An 18295-nucleotide genomic window follows, 5' to 3' on the forward strand; every position below is an offset into this window, starting at 1 on the left:
CTTTAAGCATCAAGCAGATCAAAATATAAATGATCACTCATTAGCTTAAAATGTTTGTCCAGGCTAAACAGCGTTAACTTTTCACTTATGACTTGCTGTAGAATAATTAAGTCAGGAATTCCAACTTTGTTAATACCATTCTTCAGGTTAATCTCTTGATACTTGCGTATAATCTGCCAGTCAATGTTCAGGGGTATGATATCAATATTTTGGAATGCATCTGCAGCTTCGTGCTGGCCTGAATGATACAGTTGAGGGAGTAATTCACATAGAATTATCTCGTTTGTCACAATTAAGTCTTCTTTTAGGAATTGTTCTAACTCAGATTGTTTGCCAGTCCTGAAAAAATCAATCCAAACCGAGCTATCTACTAGTATTTGATACCTGCTGGGCACTTATCTCTTTCTTAAAGAGTCAAGGTCAATATCCAGGTTAATTTTTCCTTTGAATGAGAGAAGCTTTAGCCTTTTATTTCTTTTGATTTGATATTCTAGTGCTTCACGGATTACCTGGCTCTTGGTTTTTGCTCCTGTAACTTCCATGGCTTCCTTTATGAGGTCTTCCGGGAGGTCTAACGTGGTGCGCATGATTTTTTATGCATTAGTACATATAAATTTACGTTTATTTTGTGGGATTGTTTGTTATGGGATTAAAAAAACAAATTCATTCGTCACTTCGACGGAAACCTGCTATCCCAAAAGAAGTCACTTACTTCTATCAAACGGACATTTTTAGTGTAATCAGGGTGGCGGGTATTGATCACGAGATTTCTTTCGGAGGGAATAATGGCAGAGGGAATGCTTAATATCAATTGTTTGCATTGCTCATACCAGGTGCTGCCGATGTGTTGGGTGTAAGGGTAGGAGGCCAGGGTATTCCATTCCGAAGGTAGGTCGGGTAAACTCACCGTGCTGATTGAGGGATCTGCCACCTCAATATGCATCAGTCCAAATTTTCCATCAGGCCGTGTACCATTCGTGTGTGCCAATAGCTCCAGGGCGCACAAAGCAATGCTCTCAGAAGTATAGATCACCTCTTGTCGTGCTCTATTCCATCGGTTAGCGGCGCCAGAGCTGTAGAGTGTATCCGTGTACTTTAGTCGGGCTATTCGATAAACGATCATACATTATCTCCATACTCAATAGCAGTGAGCCGGTCATCTACATAGCGGATGCCGCTTATAGTGGTTAGAAAGTTGATTGGTTGATCATTATCAAAGAAGTAATTGGTTTTTGCAAGCCATTCATTAAACTGTTTTTGATGGCCAAACACTGAAATCCCATGCTTATAAAGTGAGAGAAGTGACAAAACGTGTTCCTGCAAATGAGGCTTCATGGCGGAGGAAGTGACTTTATAATTTCTGAATGTTTTGATGCTGAGATTCAGAGACGCAGACAGGGTTTCGTCCTTAAGGCCGGAAAGATCTTTAAGGTGGTCCAGATAGTCGGTGGTGACCGTATTTTTTCTGATTGCATAGAGCATTTCTGGCTCAGATACATGAGCAGGTATTTTCCCCTCTATGTCGTATTTCTTTTTAGAGCTCATTTTCAGAAACAGTAAATTTACCTCTCAATAAAAGCAAATATACCAATTAGTATTCGGGGTACCAATTCCTGAGCCTTACTTCTATGGATTCATCTCCTTCATTGACAAGTTTTTTGAATCCTTCCACGTCGTTAAGACCGCCTTTCCCTCTGTAATGGAAGGGATAGACGATTTCGGGTTCAAACTCCAGGACAGCACTGGCTGCCTGATCAATGTCCATGGTGTAGGGGAGGTTCATGCAGATAAATGCTATATCAATGTTGTTGAGCGAGCGCATTTCAGGGATATCTTCCGTATCTCCTGAGATGTATACATTTTTACCTCCCAGGTTTAGTATGTAGCCATTTCCCCTGCCCTTTGTGTGACGAGAGTTCCGGGATTCAGGGAGGTTATACATGGGCAACGCCACAGTAAGGATACCGTCAATGCTTCTTGTTTCTCCATTATTCATAATGTAGACACCGGTTTTTAGTTTATCAGGCATCTGGTCAGCCACAGCCTGAGGGACTACAAATTTTGCCTTATCGGTATTGATTGCATTTAAGGTTTCCACACTCAGGTGATCTCCATGAATGTCTGTGATATAGATTAGCGTGGGATCCGGAATTCCTTCAAAGGCTTGGGCGCCTCCATAGGGGTCAACATAAATTACTTTATCATTCCATTTCAGAACCAATGTACCATGAAGAATGGGCTGAATGGTCAGATCTCCTGCCTTTGTTGAGATTACGTCAGGTTCAGCCCGCTGGGAAATGCCACTGAATGAAGTCGTGAAAAGAATTAATAGAAGTATTGGCTTAACCATTTTCTCTTTCTTTTTAAGAACGAAAGAACGAATTGAAAGTTATGTGAAGAAAATAATGGCTGATTAGCTCAAAGGATCTCTTCAAGGTACTGAGTGAGTTTTATTATACTCTTTGGTGAATCAAATTTGATATTTTCCTTTCTAATGTATTTTCTCAGTAACTTTTTATGTTCAGGGAATAATTCTAAAAACTGATTTTTGGTGCCAAATTTTAACAAACCTTCGGTTTTCAGATAATATTCCCTGCTGAGTTTTTTTTCAAATTCACTAGTGTTACCCAGCTTCCATACACCTGATCCATTATTATAATAGTACTGATTTTCTACAGCACCCACTTCTGTCCGTCCACCATATGCCGCTTTCTTACTGTAGAGATCAATTTTTGACTTGTGATCTACATAAAGGCTAATTGAAGAATCGTGCAGCAACTCTAAAAACCGATTGTTCACTAAAACAAACAGGTGATCTCCGGCATAAATGGAGTCAATGGTGTGAGAATCATTCTCCCCAATAATCATGGTGACTCCACGTTCGAGGATCACCATTTTACTAGTCAGCATTTCATAGTTGACCAACAGTTCCTGGCTGGTCCCATTTTTCATGACTACTTTTCCAGGTACAAACTCAGGCAAAAGATAATGGGTCACTCGATTAGCATTTTGCTGCTGACCAAATGAGCGGTAGAATGAAATGAAAAGCAGTATATATATAGGAACCCTTAAATGCATTACGGCAAAGTACATTAGGTGTTTAAAATGAAAAGGCTTCTATATAGCTGACCAAACCTTGCTATGCTCTTGTGACCCATACCACAACCTTTTATTTCCCGCTTATTCTCTATGGATAATATAAAAAGTTCTCATAAAGACTCAAAATCATGGAGTCCATCTTCTTTTTGAAAGTGATGCTATTTAGCAAATGCTACGGCTCGAGTCTCCCGAATTACAGTTACTTTGATCTGCCCGGGATACTGCATATCCTTTTCGATTTTTTGGGAGATATTGAATGACAATTCCCCTGCTACCTGGTCAGAGACATTCTCTGCATCCACCAGCACTCTTAGCTCTCTACCGGCCTGAATTGCGTAACACTTGTTTACTCCTTCGAAGCTCAACGCTACATTTTCAAGCTCTTTGAGCCGCTTGAGGTACTGCTCCATAATCTCGCGACGTGCTCCCGGACGACTCCCTGATATCGCGTCGCAGGCCTGCACGATCGGGGAGATCATAGAGGTCATTTCGATCTCATCGTGGTGCGCACCTATAGCGTTGCAAACCTCATTGTTCTCTTTATATTTCTGAGCCAATTCCATTCCGATGATTGCGTGTGGCTTTTCTGGCTCATCCGGCCAGACCTTACCAATATCGTGTAGCAACCCTGCGCGTTTAGCTAGTTTGGCATTCAGTCCTAGTTCAGATGCCAGGGTGGCACAGAGCTTGGCTACTTCCCGGGAGTGCTGCAGGAGGTTCTGACCATAAGATGATCTAAAGCGCATCCTGCCAACAAGCTTGATTAGCTCCGGGTGAAGCCCATGAATGCCCATGTCAATGACAGTACGTTCGCCTATTTCTACGATTTCTTCTTCTATGTTTTTGGTAGTCTTAGCCACGATCTCCTCAATCCGCGCAGGATGAATACGTCCGTCTTGCACAAGTCTGTGCAAAGAGAGCCGGGCAATTTCCCTTCTCACCGGATCAAAACCTGATATGATGATGGCTTCAGGGGTGTCGTCCACAATAATTTCAACGCCAGTCACAGCTTCCAGGGCACGGATGTTTCTTCCCTCACGACCGATGATCTTTCCTTTTATGTCGTCGCTTTCAATATTGAAAACAGAAACACAGTTTTCAATAGCATGTTCCGTAGCAGTTCTCTGAATAGTTTGCAGGACGATCTTTTTCGCCTCTTTGGTGGCAGTCATATTGGCCTCCTCCATGATGTCTCTGATGTGTGCCGAGGCATTGGTTCGGGCTTCATCTTTGAGTGTTTCGACCAGCTGACTTCTTGCTTCATCAGCAGTCAGGTTGGAAACTTTTTCCAGAATGTTAATTTGCTGATTTTTGAGCTTTTCGTATTCTTCTTTACGCTTCTTCACGATCTCCAGCTGAGCCTGAAGGTTTTCCCTGGCCGATTCAAGCTCTGCCTCTGTTCGCTTGTTTTGTTCTATCTGTTTGGAAAGGTTGCCTTCCCGCTGCCTGAGCTTATTTTCATTACTTATAATTTGATTTTTCTTACGGTTTGATTCTTCTTCAAACTCAGACTTAAGTTTCAGAAATTTTTCCTTTGCTTCAAGGATCTTATCTTTTTTGATGCTTTCTGCTGTGACTTCAGCTTCTTTAATGATAAGCTTTTTTTCTTCCTCAGCTTCTTTGAGTTTCTTCAGTACCGATCTCCTGAGAAGCAGCCGATCTATGACAAATCCCAGCAGGATGCCGATCAGTCCAGTTACTATATATATGATGTCCATGGGTTAATAAAGTATATATATTTACACATACATGGACGCCGGCGTGTATAAACCCGAGAAAGGAAGGTGCTTTAAATTGAGGAGCTAGATAGCTTCACTTATCATTTGGCTAATGTGTTTTATTCTGTCAAGCGCTACTTCATCCGTAGATTCGATAGTTTCTTCTTTTTTCATTTTATCCACTAAACAGTCAAAGGCTACCATGGCCAAAAGATCCTGATTGTCATCTATACCAAACTGGTTCCTGTACGATTTTATTTTCTCGTTCAGCATTTTTCCAGCTTTCCTGATGCGTTCTTCATCTTCGGCTTTCACCTTCATGGGATACTCTCGATTCCCAATTCTTAGCTTTATTGATAATTCTGCCATTCGGTTGTTTTAAGCTTCATCCAAATGAGCTATACATTTATCTATCTCCTTAATATAGTCGTCAATCACTTCCTTTAGCTCGGTTGTATCATCCCCGTCGACTACCATGCTTTCTACAATTCTACTAATTTTCATTTGATTTTGAAAGTTTGAGAGTTTGGACTCTTTTTGTTCCAATCGTGCTCTCAGGCCTTCATTTTCCCTTTTGACGGAATCATTTTCCTGTTTCAAATGAGCGTGTTCACTAAGCAGGATTTTAACTCTTCTTTCCAGATTAAGTATTTCTGATCTCAGTGTCTCGTTACTCATCTATTTTCTGATAATGACTCCAATCTCGGTTTCAAATGTCTTGATAAGGTTATTCATGGTTTTATCAATAACCTTATCTGTCAAGGTCTTTTCTTTGTCCTGAAGATAAAAACTTATAGCGTAGGATTTCTTTCCTTCGTCAAGTTTTTCGCCTTCATATACACTGAAGACATTCATTCTATTCAAAAGCTTCCTTTCGACTTTAAAAGATAAGTCTTTAATCTCATTGTAGGAAATATTTTTGTCCAAAACCAATGAAAGATCTCTTCTGACCTCAGGATACCTGGAGAGTTCCTGAAACTCATAGTCTGTGGAAACAGCTTTTATAATGTCTTTCCATAAAAACTCAGCATAGAAGACTTCCTGATTGATCTCGAAGTATTTGGAGATCTTATCTTTGAGCTTACCCAGCTCTCCCACTACCTTGTTGTTAAACTTCACCCGCAGTCCATAGTCAAAGATGGAGCTATCGGATGGTTCGGTAGTATAGTCATTGATTTTCAGGTACTGAAAGACTGAAAATAATGCTCCTGAAAGATCATGGAAGGAAACAGGTCCGGAGGGGTTGATCCAGTTTTCGTCCTGCTGATCCCCTGTGAGATAAAGATTCAGGTATTCTGTTTCCCAGTATTTGCTTTTGCTCTTTTCTGAGTAGGTCTTGCTAAACTCGAAGAACTTCAGGTTTTTAATCCGCCTGTTTATATTGTGTCTGATAGACTCCAGTGCGGTATACAGCGGAGTGGTTTTCATATAACCCAGCTCCTCACTTGACTTGTTAAGGATCTCTACCGGATTTTCTCCTATAGGAAGTTCTCTGAAATATCTGGGGTTGGTCAGTGAGTTGGTCTGTATCTCAGAAAACCCTTTGCCCGCGAGGTAATGGGATACATCTTCCTGTACCTTGTATGGCTCTTTCTCATTGAAAGATGCCATGTATCCGGACGAGAGCGTTTCCTCCAGTGGGATATTGTTAAATCCGTAGATTCTGAGAACTTCTTCTACAAGATCTGCTTCCCTGGTCACCTCACTGCGATACGGAGGGATTACAGCTGTAAATCCCTCATCGGTTATTTCTTTGGTTTCGATATCCAGTAAGTTGAGGATTTTAATTATTCTGTCGTGTGGCAGATCCACTCCAATCAGCCGATGGAAGTTTTTATAGGTGGTTTTTACCTCTACTGGTTCAATCTTTTGCGGGTAGATATCCACATAGTCAGAAGCGACATGCCCGCCAGCATGTTGCAGGATCAGGTCCGTAGCCCAATGCAGAGCAGGTATGGTCATTTCCGGGTCTGTACCCCTCTCAAACCGGAAGGAAGCATCGGTAGATAAACCATGCCGCATGGCTGTAGCCCTTACATAATCGGCATTGAAATAAGCGCTTTCCAGAAAAATGTCTGTGGTCGTGTCTTTAATGCCTGACCGGATGCCGCCAAACACACCGGCGATACACATGCCATCTTTCTCATCACAGATCATCAGATCTTCAGCCCCCAGCTTTCGTTCTACTTCATCAAGTGTGGTGAACTTGGTGCCTTTGGGAAGGGTCTTAACTACGACCTTGTTTCCTTTGATATCCGCAGCATCAAATGCATGCATGGGCTGACCAAGACTCATCATTACGTAGTTTGTGATGTCTACTATGTTATTGATGGGTGTCAGACCAACAGCTCTGAGTTTCCATTGCATCCATTCAGGGGATGGCCCCACCTTTACGCCCCGGATGGTTACTCCTGAATATCTCGGGCAGGCTTTTTGGTTTTCTACCAGGACCTCTATTGGTCCGTCCGTTTTAATATCTTTTGCCGGGGCCTGAGGAACCTTGATGGGCCGGTCAAAATAAGCCTTCAGATCCCGGGCTGCTCCCAGGTGGCCGGTGGCGTCACCACGGTTAGGTGTTAAGCCGATTTCAAAGACATAATCTTCTCCTGTTTCAAAAAGCTCTTTAACCGGAGTGCCATTTGGTTTGTCAGTGTCCAGAACCAGCAATCCCTCATGACTTTGCCCAAGTCCTATTTCGTCTTCAGCACAGAGCATCCCCTGAGATACTTCTCCCCGAATCTTAGCCTTTTTAATTTTGAAAGGTTCATGGCCTGTGGGATAAATAGTGGTACCGACGGTGGCTACTATGACTTTTTGACCTTTTGCGACATTTGGAGCTCCGCATACAACTGGCAAGAGCTCACCTGTCCCCGCGTCTACTTTTGTTAGCTTAAGTTTATCTGCATCGGGATGATCCGCACACTCTAAAATTTCGCCTACTACCAGTCCTTCCAATCCTCCCGGAATTTTCTCTACCCGTTCCAGCCCTTCCACTTCCAGCCCGGTCTGGGTAAGGATTTCACTGATCTCTTCAGGACTTTCTTTGATATCTATAAAATCTTTAAGCCAGCTATACGATATTTTCATCTTTTGTTTCCGAGGGATTTTTCATGGTAAAAGACCTGAGCGTCTTTTTTTACCATGGTTTAATAAAAAACATTGTTAATCGGCAAAAATAGGAAAGTGCTGCCGATTCGCTAGGCTTAATGATTATAATCTTTCTCCCCAGCTTCTATAGATACGGATAAAATATTTTCAGCGGGAGGCAGGGGGCAGGAATACGCTGATACGTAAGCACAGTAGGGGTTATAAGCCAGGTTAAAATCTATTTCTATTTTATCAGATTTGCCTATTTCCAGATCAAGGTATCGACCTCCACCATAGGTAGTCAGCGTGCTGGTTTCATCTGCAAAGGCAGTGAAGTAGGTGTTAGGCACTCCAAACCCTGATGGTTTTAAAATCAGAAGCCTTAGTTGCTGTCCTTTCAGCTCAAAGTCCGCATAAGCAAACTTATTGTACATGGCCGTAGTGCCATCGCTATTTTGGATCCTGACTCTCTGTATGGATTTAATCCGATCCAGCCTGGCCTGCACTTTATAAGACTTATCCACAGGAAAAAAGGTCGGTGGATGGAATTTTTTGTTAAATTCCTCAAAAGGAGATTTTTCTGAAGATTTCAGGAAATCGATTCTGTCTTTTCTTACCGCCGCAACTTTTTTACGGTAATCTTCATCGGTTTCTCCGCTCGATAGAGAAAAGAAAATAATCACACCTACGACAAGGATCAAAACGTAAATTATCTTTTTCATTGAAACTCCTTCATGGCATCATTGATTCGTCTGCAAAGCTAAGGTAATCGTGATCTGTAAAAATCAGGTGATCATAAATGGGGATTTCCATCAGTGCACCAGCTTTTTTTAATTTTTCAGTAAGCCGGATATCCAATTCGCTTGGTTTGGTATTGCCAGAGGGATGATTATGTACCAATATAATGCCACTTGCGAGTGACTCAATCGCACTTTTAAATATGATTTTCGGGTCAACAATGGTTCCGGAAACTCCTCCAAAGCTGATTTTTTCTTTTTTGATGATCTCATTATTTCGGCGTAGCAGGATCACCCAGAATTCTTCATGCTTCTGATCAATCAGCTCAGGTTTTATGTATTCATAAGCATCATTTGAGCAGGTAATCTTTGGTTTCTTTTGTGGCTCGGCGTTTTTTCTTCTTCGTCCCAGTTCCAGTGCGCTTACTATGGAGATAGCCTTAGCCTGGCCTATACCCTTAAACTTCGTCAGGTCTTTTACGCTTAGCCTGGCTAATTCATGCAGATCGTTATCTACAGCTTTTAAAATTTGCTTGGCAAGGTCCACTGCACTCAAGGTTTTAGTGCCTGACCCGAGGAGTATACCAATTAACTCGGCATCTGATAGGGAGGCTTTTCCTTTGAGGGTTAATTTCTCACGGGGGCGGTCTTCTTCCGCCCATTTGTTGATGGCAAGGTAGCTTGATGTGTGCTCCATTATCTGTCAATCTTTAAGAATTGAAGATAATAAAAAAACCCTGACCAGGTGGACAGGGCAAAGATCTTTTAGGTTCCGTAATTTGTTACAGCGAGTTGATCTGGCGAACAAGGCTGGATTTCAGGTTGGAAGCCTTATTATTATGAATGAGATTTTTCTTAGCCAGCTTATCTACCATGCTGATCACCTGAGGCAACAGCTTTTCAGCTTCTGCTTTGTCTGTAGTTTCTCTCAGACGTTTCACATAAGTTCTGGTGGTCTTGTGCTGATAGCGGTTTCTAAGTCTTTTCGCCTCGTTTGACCGAATTCTCTTTAATGCCGATTTATGATTTGCCATAATCTAAATATTCTCCTGTCCTAATTAAGGGATGCAAAGATAGAACAATTGATCTTTAAAACAAAAGTAATCGATTAAGTAAGTGGGAGATATCCTATAAATTTTTTCAGTTATTTTGCCCCTATGATCCAGCGAATAGCTACTCTATCAATCATCGCTACGATAAGTCTTGGGCTGATGGGCTGGGGCTTTTTTGCTCATAAGCAGATCAATCGGCTGGCTGTCTTTAGCCTTCCTCCGGAAATGATTGATTTTTATAAGTACCATATCCAATACATTTCTGAAAAAGCCGTGAACCCGGATAAACGACGGTATGTGAATCCTGCAGAAGCTCCAAGGCATTACATTGACCTGGATGTGTATGGTGATAGCGCTCTCTACAAAATGCCACGCTACTGGAATAGCGCAGTGGAAGAATATACCGAAGATACGCTGAAGGCTTATGGTGTGGTGCCGTGGCATATCAATCTCGTGAAATACAAGCTAACCCAGGCATTTAGTGAGGGAAATATTGAGCAGATCCTCAGATATTCAGCGGATCTTGGTCATTACATAGGCGATGCGCATGTTCCGCTGCATACTACTGAAAACTACAACGGCCAGCTTACGGGTCAGTATGGTATTCACGGCTTTTGGGAATCCAGACTTCCGGAATTGTTTTTTGAAGATTATGACTTATTTGTAGGAAAGGCCTCATACGTTAGAGATACGCAGCTTGCAGCCTGGAAGGCTGTAGAGAGCGCGCATTTGGCGTTGGACTCTGTCTTGCTGATAGAAAAGTCCTTGAGTGAGAAGTACCCGGAGGATAAAAAATACAGCTATGAGGAGAGAGGAAACAGCACTGTACGGGTTTATTCGTACGAATATTCGAGAGATTACCACCAGCGACTGAATGGTATGGTGAGTCGGCAGCTACGTCGGGCTATAAAAATGACTGCCAACTTTTGGTATACTGCGTGGGTGGATGCAGGCCAGCCTTCACTTGATCAACTGCTTCATACAGTAGACGCTCAGGAAAAAATAACAGGAAGGCAAAGTATGGAGAATTTGAGAAACCATGAGAGTGGTGAACCATTATCCGGAAACAACCGGTTTCCATGAGCAGGACCTGTTGAAACTTTGTATGTAATTATAAATGAGTTAGTTACGCTAATTACTGGCTTTCATACTCAGGAATGTTTCAAAAACTTTCACTTTGTGGTTCCCCATCTTTAAATCGCTTCATTTCGTCGAAATAATTATGATATTTTCATTTTCATTAGTAGATTATTAATGGTTTACCAAACTATGGATGATTATGAGGCAAGTAATTGTGAGTTTTCTAACGGCGTCTTTTCTCTTTTGTGTTGGGTATTTGAGTTATGCTCAAACAGCGGAAGTAAGTGAATCGGAGATCTCATTTGAGATATTGAAGTGGCATTATCATCATTATCCAAACAGCACAACAAATGTGTGGAAGGTAATAGATGATGGTAGACTATACGAAGCTGATTTTACCTATGAAGGCTTTGATGTGGTGACGATGTATGACTCGGATGGCAAACCGATTTCCGAAAACCTGGACCTAAGTAAGAATGTGCCTGTATCACTTATTCATCACCTGGATGATACCTATGATAAGTATAAGGTAAGGGGTTTTTGGAAGATCACGAGCTTCAAGGATGAAACGGTATTTTATGAGATGGAAATCAAAAGTAAAGAACGAGGGGATGAGACGCTTAATTTTGATGAAAATTTGATTCCGGTGGATTTTAACTTAGTTAGTAAGGCTAACTAGCGCTGAAACGAACTTTATTATGCTTATGGATATAAAAAAACCCGCAAGATGCGGGTTTTTATCTTTTGATACTGTGCTTCTTAATTAACCAATTGCAATTCGTTTGAAATCAGCAACAGTAAGCCCTTTGCTTACACCATCCAGATACTGCTGAATAGACACGGAGCTGTCTTTTACAAATGCCTGGCTAAGCAGGGTGTTTTCCTTAAAAAACTTCTGAAGCTTACCCTGAGCAATTTTGTCCACTATGTTTTCAGGCTTTCCTTCCTGTCTTGCTTGCTCTTTTCCGATCTCGATCTCTTTCTCCACAGTTGCGGAATCCACACCATCCTTATCAACAGCTACTGGATTCATTGCTGCGATTTGCATAGCTACATCGCGTCCGGCTTCTTCCACAGATGCACCGTTGGCATTTTTAAGAACGACAAGTACACCTAATTTGCCATTAGAGTGAATGTATGGCACTACTGCTTCTCCTTCTAACGTTTCATAGGTGCTGATTTCCAGCTTTTCACCAATTTTTCCGGTCGCCTCCACGATTTTTTCTCCCAGTGTAATGTCACCGGATTTCAGTGCTTTAAGTGCTTCTATATCTGCCGGGGCATGTTCAAAAGCCAGGTCAGCAACTTCGTTTGCAAGAGCAACGAAATCTTCATTTTTAGCCACAAAGTCAGTCTCACAAGTGAAAGCGATCACGATACCTTTTGTATTGTCGTCGTTAGTTCTTGTTACAACTACACCTTCAGTTGTTTCTCTGTCAGCTCGTTTAGCAGATACTTTTTGACCTTTTTTTCTAAGCAGTTCTACTGCTTTATCGAAATCACCATCTGCTTCCACCAGTGCTTTTTTACAGTCCATCATCCCGGCACCGGTCATTTGTCTTAATTTGTTTACGTCTTTCGCAGTAATAGCCATTTTATTTCTTTATTTACTTTTTTAATTGCTTCTAAACAAAAATTGAACACCGACATCCTCCTGAGCCCGATAGCTACCGGGTAGGATAGACCAATGTTCAATTTTTGAACAGTTCATAAATATGTTGTGATTAAGCTTCTTGCTCGTCAGCTTTTCGCTTAGCCTCTTCCTCTTCTTGTACTTTTGCTTCCTCTTTATCCTTTTTGCGCTCAGATAGGCCTTCTTCTATCGCTTTGGCCAGGTAGTTTGTGATCAGGTTGATTGATTTCCAGGCATCATCATTACCAGGGACCGGAAAATCTACCTGAGTAGGATCAGAGTTGGTGTCAACCAGTGCAAACACAGGAATATTAAGCTTTTGCGCTTCTGCTACAGCAATGTGCTCTCTTTTGATATCAATCACGAAAAGAGCCGCAGGAAGTCTGTTCAGATCAGAAATACCGCCAAGTACACGCTCAAGCTTAGCTTTTTCACGGCTGATCATCAGTCGCTCTCTTTTTGCCAGGTTCAGATAGGCTTCATCTTTCATAAGCTTATCGATACCGGCCATTTTCTTGAGTGACTTACGGATCGTAGCGAAGTTGGTCAACATACCACCTAACCATCTTTCGGTTACGTATGGCATGTTTAGCTTCTGAGCCGCTGTTTCTACTACTTCCTTAGCCTGCTTTTTGGTAGCAACAAACATCACTTTTCGTCCTGAACGAACGATAGACTGCAATGCGCTAGCTGCTTTGTCAAGCTCAACTAATGTTTTATTTAGATCAATGATGTGGATGCCGTTCTTCTCCATGAAGATATAAGGTGCCATCTGCGGATTCCACTTTCTGGTAAGGTGTCCGAAATGTACACCGGCATCTAAAAGGTCTTTGTATTCTATTTTTGACATAACTATAAGATCTTATCGTTTACTGAACTGGAATCTTCTTCTCGCTTTTCTTCTGCCGTATTTCTTACGCTCTACCATTCTGGGGTCTCTGGTAAGAAATCCTTCTTTCTTCAAAGGAGGTTTGTTTTCCTCATCTAGTTCTACCAATGCGCGGGCGATGGCGAGTCTTACCGCCTCTGCCTGACCTTTCGGCCCTCCGCCATCAACATTTACGCTGATCTCATAGTTTCCATCCACCTCCAGCTTGGCCAGGGGTTGTTTTACGATGGTTTGCAAAATCTCAGAAGGAAAGTATATGGCAATATCCTTGTCATTGACAGTGATCTCACCTTTCCCGCTCTGCAGATACACTCTGGCTACAGAGGTTTTCCTTCTTCCAATGGTGTTAATGATTTCCATTTAGGTGTTAAAGATTCGTTTTTAAAGTTTAATTTCTTTCGGTTTCTGTGCTTCATGAGGGTGCTCTGCACCTTCATACACATAAAGGTTTTTGAAGAGCTTGCTCCCCAGTCTGTTTTTTGGAAGCATACCTTTCACAGCTCTCTCAACCAATAATCTGGAAGACTTAGCTTTTGCTTCTTGTGGTGTCTCAAAACGCTGACCACCAGGGTATCCTGTGTGTCGTATATATTGCTTATCAGTCCACTTCTTACCAGTCAGCCGGACTTTATCAGCATTGATAACGATCACGTTATCACCACAATCCACATGTGGAGTGTAGCTTGCTTTGTGCTTACCTCTGATGATCTTTGCTACCTCGCTAGCCACTCTACCCAATACTTTTGTATCAGCGTCTATGATGACCCAGTTCTTCTCTGTTGTAGCACTGTTTAACGATACCGTTTTATAGCTTAAAGTATCCAATTTTTTATTCGTTTAAAATGAACTATAGGTTCCCCTTTAGAAAAGGGACACAAAAATAGAGGTTTAATATTGTAAAACCAAAATAAGATCACGATTAAGTTTGAGTATCAGCAAGAATGCATGGAATGCTCCAAAATGCCTGATCTAAAGGTTTTTACGGAGCTGCTTTACTAACACTGCAAAGTCCTTGGGGTAGGGCGCTTCTACCTCAATGATGGTTTCCTCATTTTCATAATCTCTGAAGGCAATGTTGTGAGCATGGAGAGCCACACGCTGGATCAGCGGATGTTCTTCATCTTTAAATTTACCAAGGTGGAAATTTTTCTTGATCTGCGATAAATAGATGTAATCCCCCCCATATGCAGGATCACAACAGATGGGAGCCTCGTGAAAGGCAAGGTGCACCCGGATCTGATGCAATCTCCCGGACACGGGAAAACACTTGACCAGTGTGTGTAGCCTGAATGTTTCTAAAGTGGAAACCAAAGTCAGTGAAGGCTTGCCCCCTTTAAAATCTATGCGGGATTTGCTGTTGGTTGAGTGAATTGGTTGATCGGCCTCCAGGTTGTCAAACTCATGGATGCCCTGTATGACCGCATTGTAAACTTTTTTTACCTGACGTTTTTCCAGCATGATCGCAAAATGCCTGTAAGCTTCCGGATGCTTTGCTACTACGAGTATGCCAGAGGTTTCCTTGTCAAGGCGGTGGCATACCTGTGCCTCAGGTATTTCTTCCCTGGCGAGCTTTAAAATATCTACGGGATCATTTCTGTCATCCAGTGTGGAAATGTAAGGTGGCTTATTGATCACCACATAATTTTCATTTTCAAAGAGAGTGATATCTCTGAATGTGATGCCTTTGACATATTTATGCATAGTCTTCCTCTTCGTCCTCTTCCTCTAAAAATCTGTGAGCGACCGGTTTCCCGCGTTTTAGTTTAAAACTAAAAGCAGAACCTACTTTGTATTCACTTTCTACTTCTATGGTGGAGGCATGACCCTCCATAATGTGTTTTACGATAGAAAGCCCTAACCCGGTTCCGCCTTTCTCTTTAGATCTGCTTTTTTCTACACGGTAAAACCGCTCAAAGATACGACCTAAATCTTCTTTGGGAATGCCTCGGCCATTGTCAGTTACACGGGTAGTTACAAATTTACCATCTTGCTCGAAGCGAATGGTCACCCGACCCTTTTTCTTTGTATATTTTATTCCGTTTGAAACAAGGTTGATCATTACCTGGTAGATGCGCTGATAATCTGCCCGTACAAAAAACTTACTGTCTGGGTTTTCCAGCGTTACGGTGATTTTATTTTTTTCGGCTTTCCCTTCCAGTTGGTCAATTACCTCCTTAGTCAGCTCAACAATGTCGAAGTTTTCAAAGTGCATTTTAATCTCACCGGTCTCCATTTGCGAAATGGTGAGAAGGTCTTGCACGAGCACATCCAGCCCATCCAGGCTCTTGGCAGCTTTTTTGAGAAATTTTCCTCTGACTTTTTTGTCTTCCACCGCACCATCTAATAAAGTATGTACAAATCCCTGAGCGGCAAAAATTGGGGTCTTAAGCTCGTGTGATACATCAGCTATAAACTCCCGGCGAAAGGTTTCCATCCTCTTGAGCTCACGGATTTCCTGCTGTTTCTTTTCAGCATAATTATAAATGTCCCGGTTTATCTTTTTGAGTGGATTAAATGAAAACCTCTTTGTGGGTTTGGTAAGCCTGGAAAGCTCCTGGTCTCTCAGGTTTTCCAGCGCGTCATGGATTGAGTTAATATGGCGGAAAAACAGAAACTCAAGAACCAGTCTTATAAAGATGTAAGCAGAGGAAAATGTTATCCCAAAAGCAATAACCAGGGCTATATTATTGATGGTGGGTACCAGCAACAAAAAAGCTGTGGTGATTAACGAAATGAAAAATGCCAATAGGAGAGATAAGCCTCTGGAATTAATGATCATAAGATGACCTTAGTTGGTATCGAACTTGTAGCCTACGCCTTTTACTGTGGATATAAAACCATCTCCGATTTTTTCTCTCACCTTTCTTATATGTACATCTACGGTACGAGCCAGTACGTACACATCCGTTCCCCATATATTTTGAAGGAGCTCATCCCGGCTGAATACTTTGCCCGGATTTTGAGCCAGAAAATAGAGCAATTCAAATTCTTTCTTAGGGAGATTGACCTTTTGATCACCTGAAAAGACCGTATAGCTGGTGCGGTCTATCACCAGCTCACCCACTGTGATTTTATTAGACTCTTTTTTCTTTTTCGACTCTCTTCTGAACAGCGCATTTATGCGGCTGACCAATGCGCGTGGTTTTATCGGCTTTGTGATATAATCATCTGCTCCCATATCAAAAGCAGCTACTTCGGAGTACTCTTCGGACCGTGCAGTAAGAAAGATAACGAATGTATTGGCCAGTTCAGGTATTTCGCGGATCTGTCTGCATGTTTCCACACCATCCTGCTTGGGCATCATGATGTCCAGCAGGATCAGGTCAGGTATGAAGGATTTTGCTACATCCACACCTTTTATGCCATCCAGGGCCGTTTTTACCTCATAGCCTTCCTTGGAAAGATTGTATTTCAACAATTCCAGAATGTCTGCTTCATCATCTACTACCAGCACTTTCTGATTATGCTTAGCCATTTGAGTTTGTAGTTACAGTTAAAGTTAGCTTAATCTTCTATTCATGAAAAATTAACCGTCCGAGCAGATACCATCAGAATGACACTGAAAGAATGCAAAGACATTCGATATTATTCAAAATTAAGGAGAAATCAATTTTATGTGAAAAAGGTAACAATTTGTTAATTGGGCTAATATTCCGATGAAATGATATAAAATCGAAACTGTTCATTCCAATCCCATTACAGCATGACAAATTTAGGTTAAATTCGAACCAGAAAAGAGATTATGGGAAATTCCACGAGCTAAAATAGTTAGCTGAATTGTGAATTATTGCTAATATTATTAGCTTTAAGTTTTAACTTCTGATTTTAAATACGGCATGGCTGAAAATACTGAAAAATTAAAGGCACTTCAATTAACAATTGACAAGCTTGAAAAGACTTATGGGAAGGGCACTATTATGAAGCTTTCAGATAATAAGGTTTTGGATGTGCCTACTATTTCGACCGGATCTTTGGGGTTGGATATGGCCCTGGGAGTGGGAGGTATCCCTAAAGGTCGTGTTATTGAGATATACGGGCCAGAATCTTCAGGTAAGACCACTTTGGCCATGCACTGTATTGCCGAAGCTCAGAAAAAGAACGGATTAGCCGCAATCATAGATGCAGAACATGCCTTTGATAAGACATATGCCGAGAAGCTGGGTATAGATACGGAAAACCTGCTGATATCTCAACCTGATAATGGAGAGCAGGCCTTGGAGATTGCGGAGCATTTGATCCGGTCGGGTGCTATCGATATTATTGTGATTGACTCTGTTGCTGCTCTCGTTCCCAGAGGAGAACTTGAAGGTGAGATGGGTGACAGTAAGATGGGGCTTCAGGCACGTTTGATGTCTCAGGCGCTCAGAAAGCTCACCGGGGCGATCAACAAGACAGGCTGCTCCTGTATTTTTATCAACCAGCTTCGTGAGAAGATCGGGGTGATGTTTGGTAACCCGGAAACCACAACAGGGGGAAATGCCCTGAAGTTTTATGCTTCCGTTCGATTGGATATTCGCCGGATCGGGCAGATCAAAGAAAGTGCGGATAATGTGATGGGTAACCGCACCCGTGTCAAAGTGGTTAAAAACAAAGTGGCTCCCCCGTTTAAAGTGGTGGAATTTGATATCATGTATGGTAAAGGCATCAGTAAGTCTGGTGAGATAATAGATATAGGTGTGGAGCTCGATGTGATCAAAAAATCCGGATCATGGTTCTCTTACAATGACAATAAGCTGGGACAGGGCCGGGATGCCGTGAAGCAACTTGTGGAGGATAATCCTGAGCTCATGGAAGAGCTGGAGGCCAAGATCAAAGCAAAAATCCAGGGGGAAGACACTGAGGTCTTTGATGAGAAGCCTGTGAAGGAAGAAAAATAAAAGTATTTACTTCCTGACAAATCACTGAGCTAGTGTCACGATGACTAAGAAAGCAAGCTAAATTTCATGCCATCACTCAGCTTCTTACTTATACTTATAAAACAAAGATTTCATCAACTTAGT

The 18295-nt window shown here is 41.9% G+C and carries 23 protein-coding genes; 3 read left to right on the forward strand and 20 right to left on the reverse strand.

What is annotated here, in order from left to right:
• Positions 1-2: 2 nt before the first annotated feature.
• The 13 genes from AC3E9V_RS04550 to rpsT form a co-directional block, all read right to left on the reverse strand.
• Positions 3-395, reverse strand: a complete 393-nt coding sequence (locus AC3E9V_RS04550) for a PIN domain-containing protein (protein ID WP_488752004.1) — start codon at positions 393-395, stop codon at positions 3-5.
• Positions 396-587, reverse strand: a complete 192-nt coding sequence (locus AC3E9V_RS04555) for a type II toxin-antitoxin system VapB family antitoxin (RefSeq protein ID WP_488752005.1) — start codon at positions 585-587, stop codon at positions 396-398.
• Positions 588-670: 83 nt separating this feature from the next.
• Positions 671-1123, reverse strand: coding sequence for an RES family NAD+ phosphorylase (locus AC3E9V_RS04560; protein WP_488752006.1), 453 nt, complete (start codon positions 1121-1123; stop codon positions 671-673).
• Positions 1120-1545: an Xre family toxin-antitoxin system antitoxin gene (locus AC3E9V_RS04565; RefSeq protein WP_488752007.1), complete on the reverse strand. Its 426-nt coding sequence runs from the start codon at positions 1543-1545 to the stop codon at positions 1120-1122. The genes AC3E9V_RS04560 and AC3E9V_RS04565 overlap by 4 nt, the downstream gene beginning before the upstream one ends.
• A gap of 46 nt (positions 1546-1591) precedes the next feature.
• On the reverse strand, positions 1592-2350 hold the full coding sequence (locus AC3E9V_RS04570) for an MBL fold metallo-hydrolase (RefSeq protein WP_488752008.1): 759 nt from the start codon (positions 2348-2350) through the stop codon (positions 1592-1594).
• 68 nt (positions 2351-2418) lie between these two features.
• Complete coding sequence (locus AC3E9V_RS04575) at positions 2419-2997, reverse strand: hypothetical protein (protein ID WP_488752009.1); 579 nt, start codon at positions 2995-2997, stop codon at positions 2419-2421.
• Positions 2998-3257: 260 nt separating this feature from the next.
• Complete coding sequence (rny, locus tag AC3E9V_RS04580; RefSeq protein ID WP_488752010.1) at positions 3258-4817, reverse strand: ribonuclease Y; 1560 nt, start codon at positions 4815-4817, stop codon at positions 3258-3260.
• A gap of 84 nt (positions 4818-4901) precedes the next feature.
• A complete protein-coding gene (locus AC3E9V_RS04585; RefSeq protein ID WP_488752011.1) occupies positions 4902-5186 on the reverse strand; it encodes a cell division protein ZapA in 285 nt (94 codons plus the stop codon).
• A gap of 9 nt (positions 5187-5195) precedes the next feature.
• Complete coding sequence (locus tag AC3E9V_RS04590) at positions 5196-5495, reverse strand: hypothetical protein (RefSeq protein ID WP_488752012.1); 300 nt, start codon at positions 5493-5495, stop codon at positions 5196-5198.
• Entirely contained in the window at positions 5496-7904 is a 2409-nt protein-coding gene (gene pheT / locus AC3E9V_RS04595; protein WP_488752013.1) for a phenylalanine--tRNA ligase subunit beta, read from the reverse strand. It abuts the gene before it with no gap.
• Positions 7905-8020: 116 nt separating this feature from the next.
• Positions 8021-8626 carry a DUF1684 domain-containing protein gene (locus tag AC3E9V_RS04600; RefSeq protein WP_488752014.1) on the reverse strand — a complete coding sequence of 202 codons (606 nt, stop codon included), beginning with the start codon at positions 8624-8626 and terminating at the stop codon, positions 8021-8023.
• A gap of 10 nt (positions 8627-8636) precedes the next feature.
• Complete coding sequence (gene radC, locus AC3E9V_RS04605) at positions 8637-9338, reverse strand: RadC family protein (RefSeq protein ID WP_488752015.1); 702 nt, start codon at positions 9336-9338, stop codon at positions 8637-8639.
• Between the two features lie 85 nt (positions 9339-9423).
• Complete coding sequence (gene rpsT, locus AC3E9V_RS04610; protein ID WP_488752016.1) at positions 9424-9675, reverse strand: 30S ribosomal protein S20; 252 nt, start codon at positions 9673-9675, stop codon at positions 9424-9426.
• Positions 9676-9798: 123 nt separating this feature from the next.
• On the opposite strand from rpsT, the gene AC3E9V_RS04615 reads away from it, so the two are divergent.
• Together AC3E9V_RS04615 and AC3E9V_RS04620 are read left to right on the forward strand one after the other, a co-directional pair.
• Positions 9799-10776 (forward strand): zinc dependent phospholipase C family protein, encoded by a 978-nt coding sequence (locus AC3E9V_RS04615; RefSeq protein ID WP_488752017.1) that lies wholly within the window; start codon positions 9799-9801, stop codon positions 10774-10776.
• Positions 10777-10972: 196 nt separating this feature from the next.
• Complete coding sequence (locus AC3E9V_RS04620) at positions 10973-11452, forward strand: hypothetical protein (RefSeq protein WP_488752018.1); 480 nt, start codon at positions 10973-10975, stop codon at positions 11450-11452.
• An 84-nt stretch (positions 11453-11536) separates the two neighbouring features.
• Here the strand turns inward: AC3E9V_RS04620 and tsf are convergent, their stop codons facing one another.
• The 7 genes from tsf to AC3E9V_RS04655 all read right to left on the reverse strand — a co-directional run bounded on the left by tsf (position 11537) and on the right by AC3E9V_RS04655 (position 16770).
• A complete protein-coding gene (gene tsf, locus AC3E9V_RS04625; RefSeq protein WP_488752019.1) occupies positions 11537-12367 on the reverse strand; it encodes a translation elongation factor Ts in 831 nt (276 codons plus the stop codon).
• 130 nt (positions 12368-12497) lie between these two features.
• Positions 12498-13256 (reverse strand): 30S ribosomal protein S2, encoded by a 759-nt coding sequence (rpsB, locus tag AC3E9V_RS04630; protein WP_488752020.1) that lies wholly within the window; start codon positions 13254-13256, stop codon positions 12498-12500.
• Between the two features lie 12 nt (positions 13257-13268).
• Positions 13269-13655 (reverse strand): 30S ribosomal protein S9, encoded by a 387-nt coding sequence (gene rpsI / locus AC3E9V_RS04635; protein WP_488752021.1) that lies wholly within the window; start codon positions 13653-13655, stop codon positions 13269-13271.
• A gap of 21 nt (positions 13656-13676) precedes the next feature.
• Positions 13677-14120: a 50S ribosomal protein L13 gene (gene rplM / locus AC3E9V_RS04640; protein ID WP_488752022.1), complete on the reverse strand. Its 444-nt coding sequence runs from the start codon at positions 14118-14120 to the stop codon at positions 13677-13679.
• Positions 14121-14264: 144 nt separating this feature from the next.
• Positions 14265-14996, reverse strand: a complete 732-nt coding sequence (locus AC3E9V_RS04645; RefSeq protein ID WP_488752023.1) for an RluA family pseudouridine synthase — start codon at positions 14994-14996, stop codon at positions 14265-14267.
• On the reverse strand, positions 14989-16074 hold the full coding sequence (locus tag AC3E9V_RS04650) for a sensor histidine kinase (protein WP_488752024.1): 1086 nt from the start codon (positions 16072-16074) through the stop codon (positions 14989-14991). Before AC3E9V_RS04650 ends, AC3E9V_RS04645 begins: the two co-directional genes overlap by 8 nt.
• 9 nt (positions 16075-16083) lie before the next feature.
• Positions 16084-16770 carry a response regulator transcription factor gene (locus tag AC3E9V_RS04655; RefSeq protein WP_488752025.1) on the reverse strand — a complete coding sequence of 229 codons (687 nt, stop codon included), beginning with the start codon at positions 16768-16770 and terminating at the stop codon, positions 16084-16086.
• Positions 16771-17131: 361 nt separating this feature from the next.
• On the opposite strand from AC3E9V_RS04655, the gene recA reads away from it, so the two are divergent.
• Positions 17132-18172, forward strand: a complete 1041-nt coding sequence (recA, locus tag AC3E9V_RS04660) for a recombinase RecA (protein WP_488752026.1) — start codon at positions 17132-17134, stop codon at positions 18170-18172.
• Positions 18173-18295 lie beyond the last annotated feature (123 nt).

This window comes from Marinoscillum sp. HNIBRBA16962 (assembly GCF_057801515.1).

Coding starts and splice junctions, on each gene's coding strand:
- AC3E9V_RS04555 (WP_488752005.1), bottom strand. CDS start 587: ATGCGCACCACGTTAGACCTCCCGGAAGACCTCATAAAGGAAGCCATG.
- AC3E9V_RS04560 (WP_488752006.1), bottom strand. CDS start 1,123: ATGATCGTTTATCGAATAGCCCGACTAAAGTACACGGATACACTCTAC.
- AC3E9V_RS04565 (WP_488752007.1), bottom strand. CDS start 1,545: ATGAGCTCTAAAAAGAAATACGACATAGAGGGGAAAATACCTGCTCAT.
- AC3E9V_RS04570 (WP_488752008.1), bottom strand. CDS start 2,350: ATGGTTAAGCCAATACTTCTATTAATTCTTTTCACGACTTCATTCAGT.
- rny (WP_488752010.1), bottom strand. CDS start 4,817: ATGGACATCATATATATAGTAACTGGACTGATCGGCATCCTGCTGGGA.
- AC3E9V_RS04585 (WP_488752011.1), bottom strand. CDS start 5,186: ATGGCAGAATTATCAATAAAGCTAAGAATTGGGAATCGAGAGTATCCC.
- AC3E9V_RS04590 (WP_488752012.1), bottom strand. CDS start 5,495: ATGAGTAACGAGACACTGAGATCAGAAATACTTAATCTGGAAAGAAGA.
- pheT (WP_488752013.1), bottom strand. CDS start 7,904: ATGAAAATATCGTATAGCTGGCTTAAAGATTTTATAGATATCAAAGAA.
- AC3E9V_RS04600 (WP_488752014.1), bottom strand. CDS start 8,626: ATGAAAAAGATAATTTACGTTTTGATCCTTGTCGTAGGTGTGATTATT.
- radC (WP_488752015.1), bottom strand. CDS start 9,338: ATGGAGCACACATCAAGCTACCTTGCCATCAACAAATGGGCGGAAGAA.
- rpsT (WP_488752016.1), bottom strand. CDS start 9,675: ATGGCAAATCATAAATCGGCATTAAAGAGAATTCGGTCAAACGAGGCG.
- AC3E9V_RS04615 (WP_488752017.1), top strand. CDS start 9,799: ATGATCCAGCGAATAGCTACTCTATCAATCATCGCTACGATAAGTCTT.
- AC3E9V_RS04620 (WP_488752018.1), top strand. CDS start 10,973: ATGAGGCAAGTAATTGTGAGTTTTCTAACGGCGTCTTTTCTCTTTTGT.
- tsf (WP_488752019.1), bottom strand. CDS start 12,367: ATGGCTATTACTGCGAAAGACGTAAACAAATTAAGACAAATGACCGGT.
- rpsB (WP_488752020.1), bottom strand. CDS start 13,256: ATGTCAAAAATAGAATACAAAGACCTTTTAGATGCCGGTGTACATTTC.
- rpsI (WP_488752021.1), bottom strand. CDS start 13,655: ATGGAAATCATTAACACCATTGGAAGAAGGAAAACCTCTGTAGCCAGA.
- AC3E9V_RS04645 (WP_488752023.1), bottom strand. CDS start 14,996: ATGCATAAATATGTCAAAGGCATCACATTCAGAGATATCACTCTCTTT.
- AC3E9V_RS04650 (WP_488752024.1), bottom strand. CDS start 16,074: ATGATCATTAATTCCAGAGGCTTATCTCTCCTATTGGCATTTTTCATT.
- AC3E9V_RS04655 (WP_488752025.1), bottom strand. CDS start 16,770: ATGGCTAAGCATAATCAGAAAGTGCTGGTAGTAGATGATGAAGCAGAC.
- recA (WP_488752026.1), top strand. CDS start 17,132: ATGGCTGAAAATACTGAAAAATTAAAGGCACTTCAATTAACAATTGAC.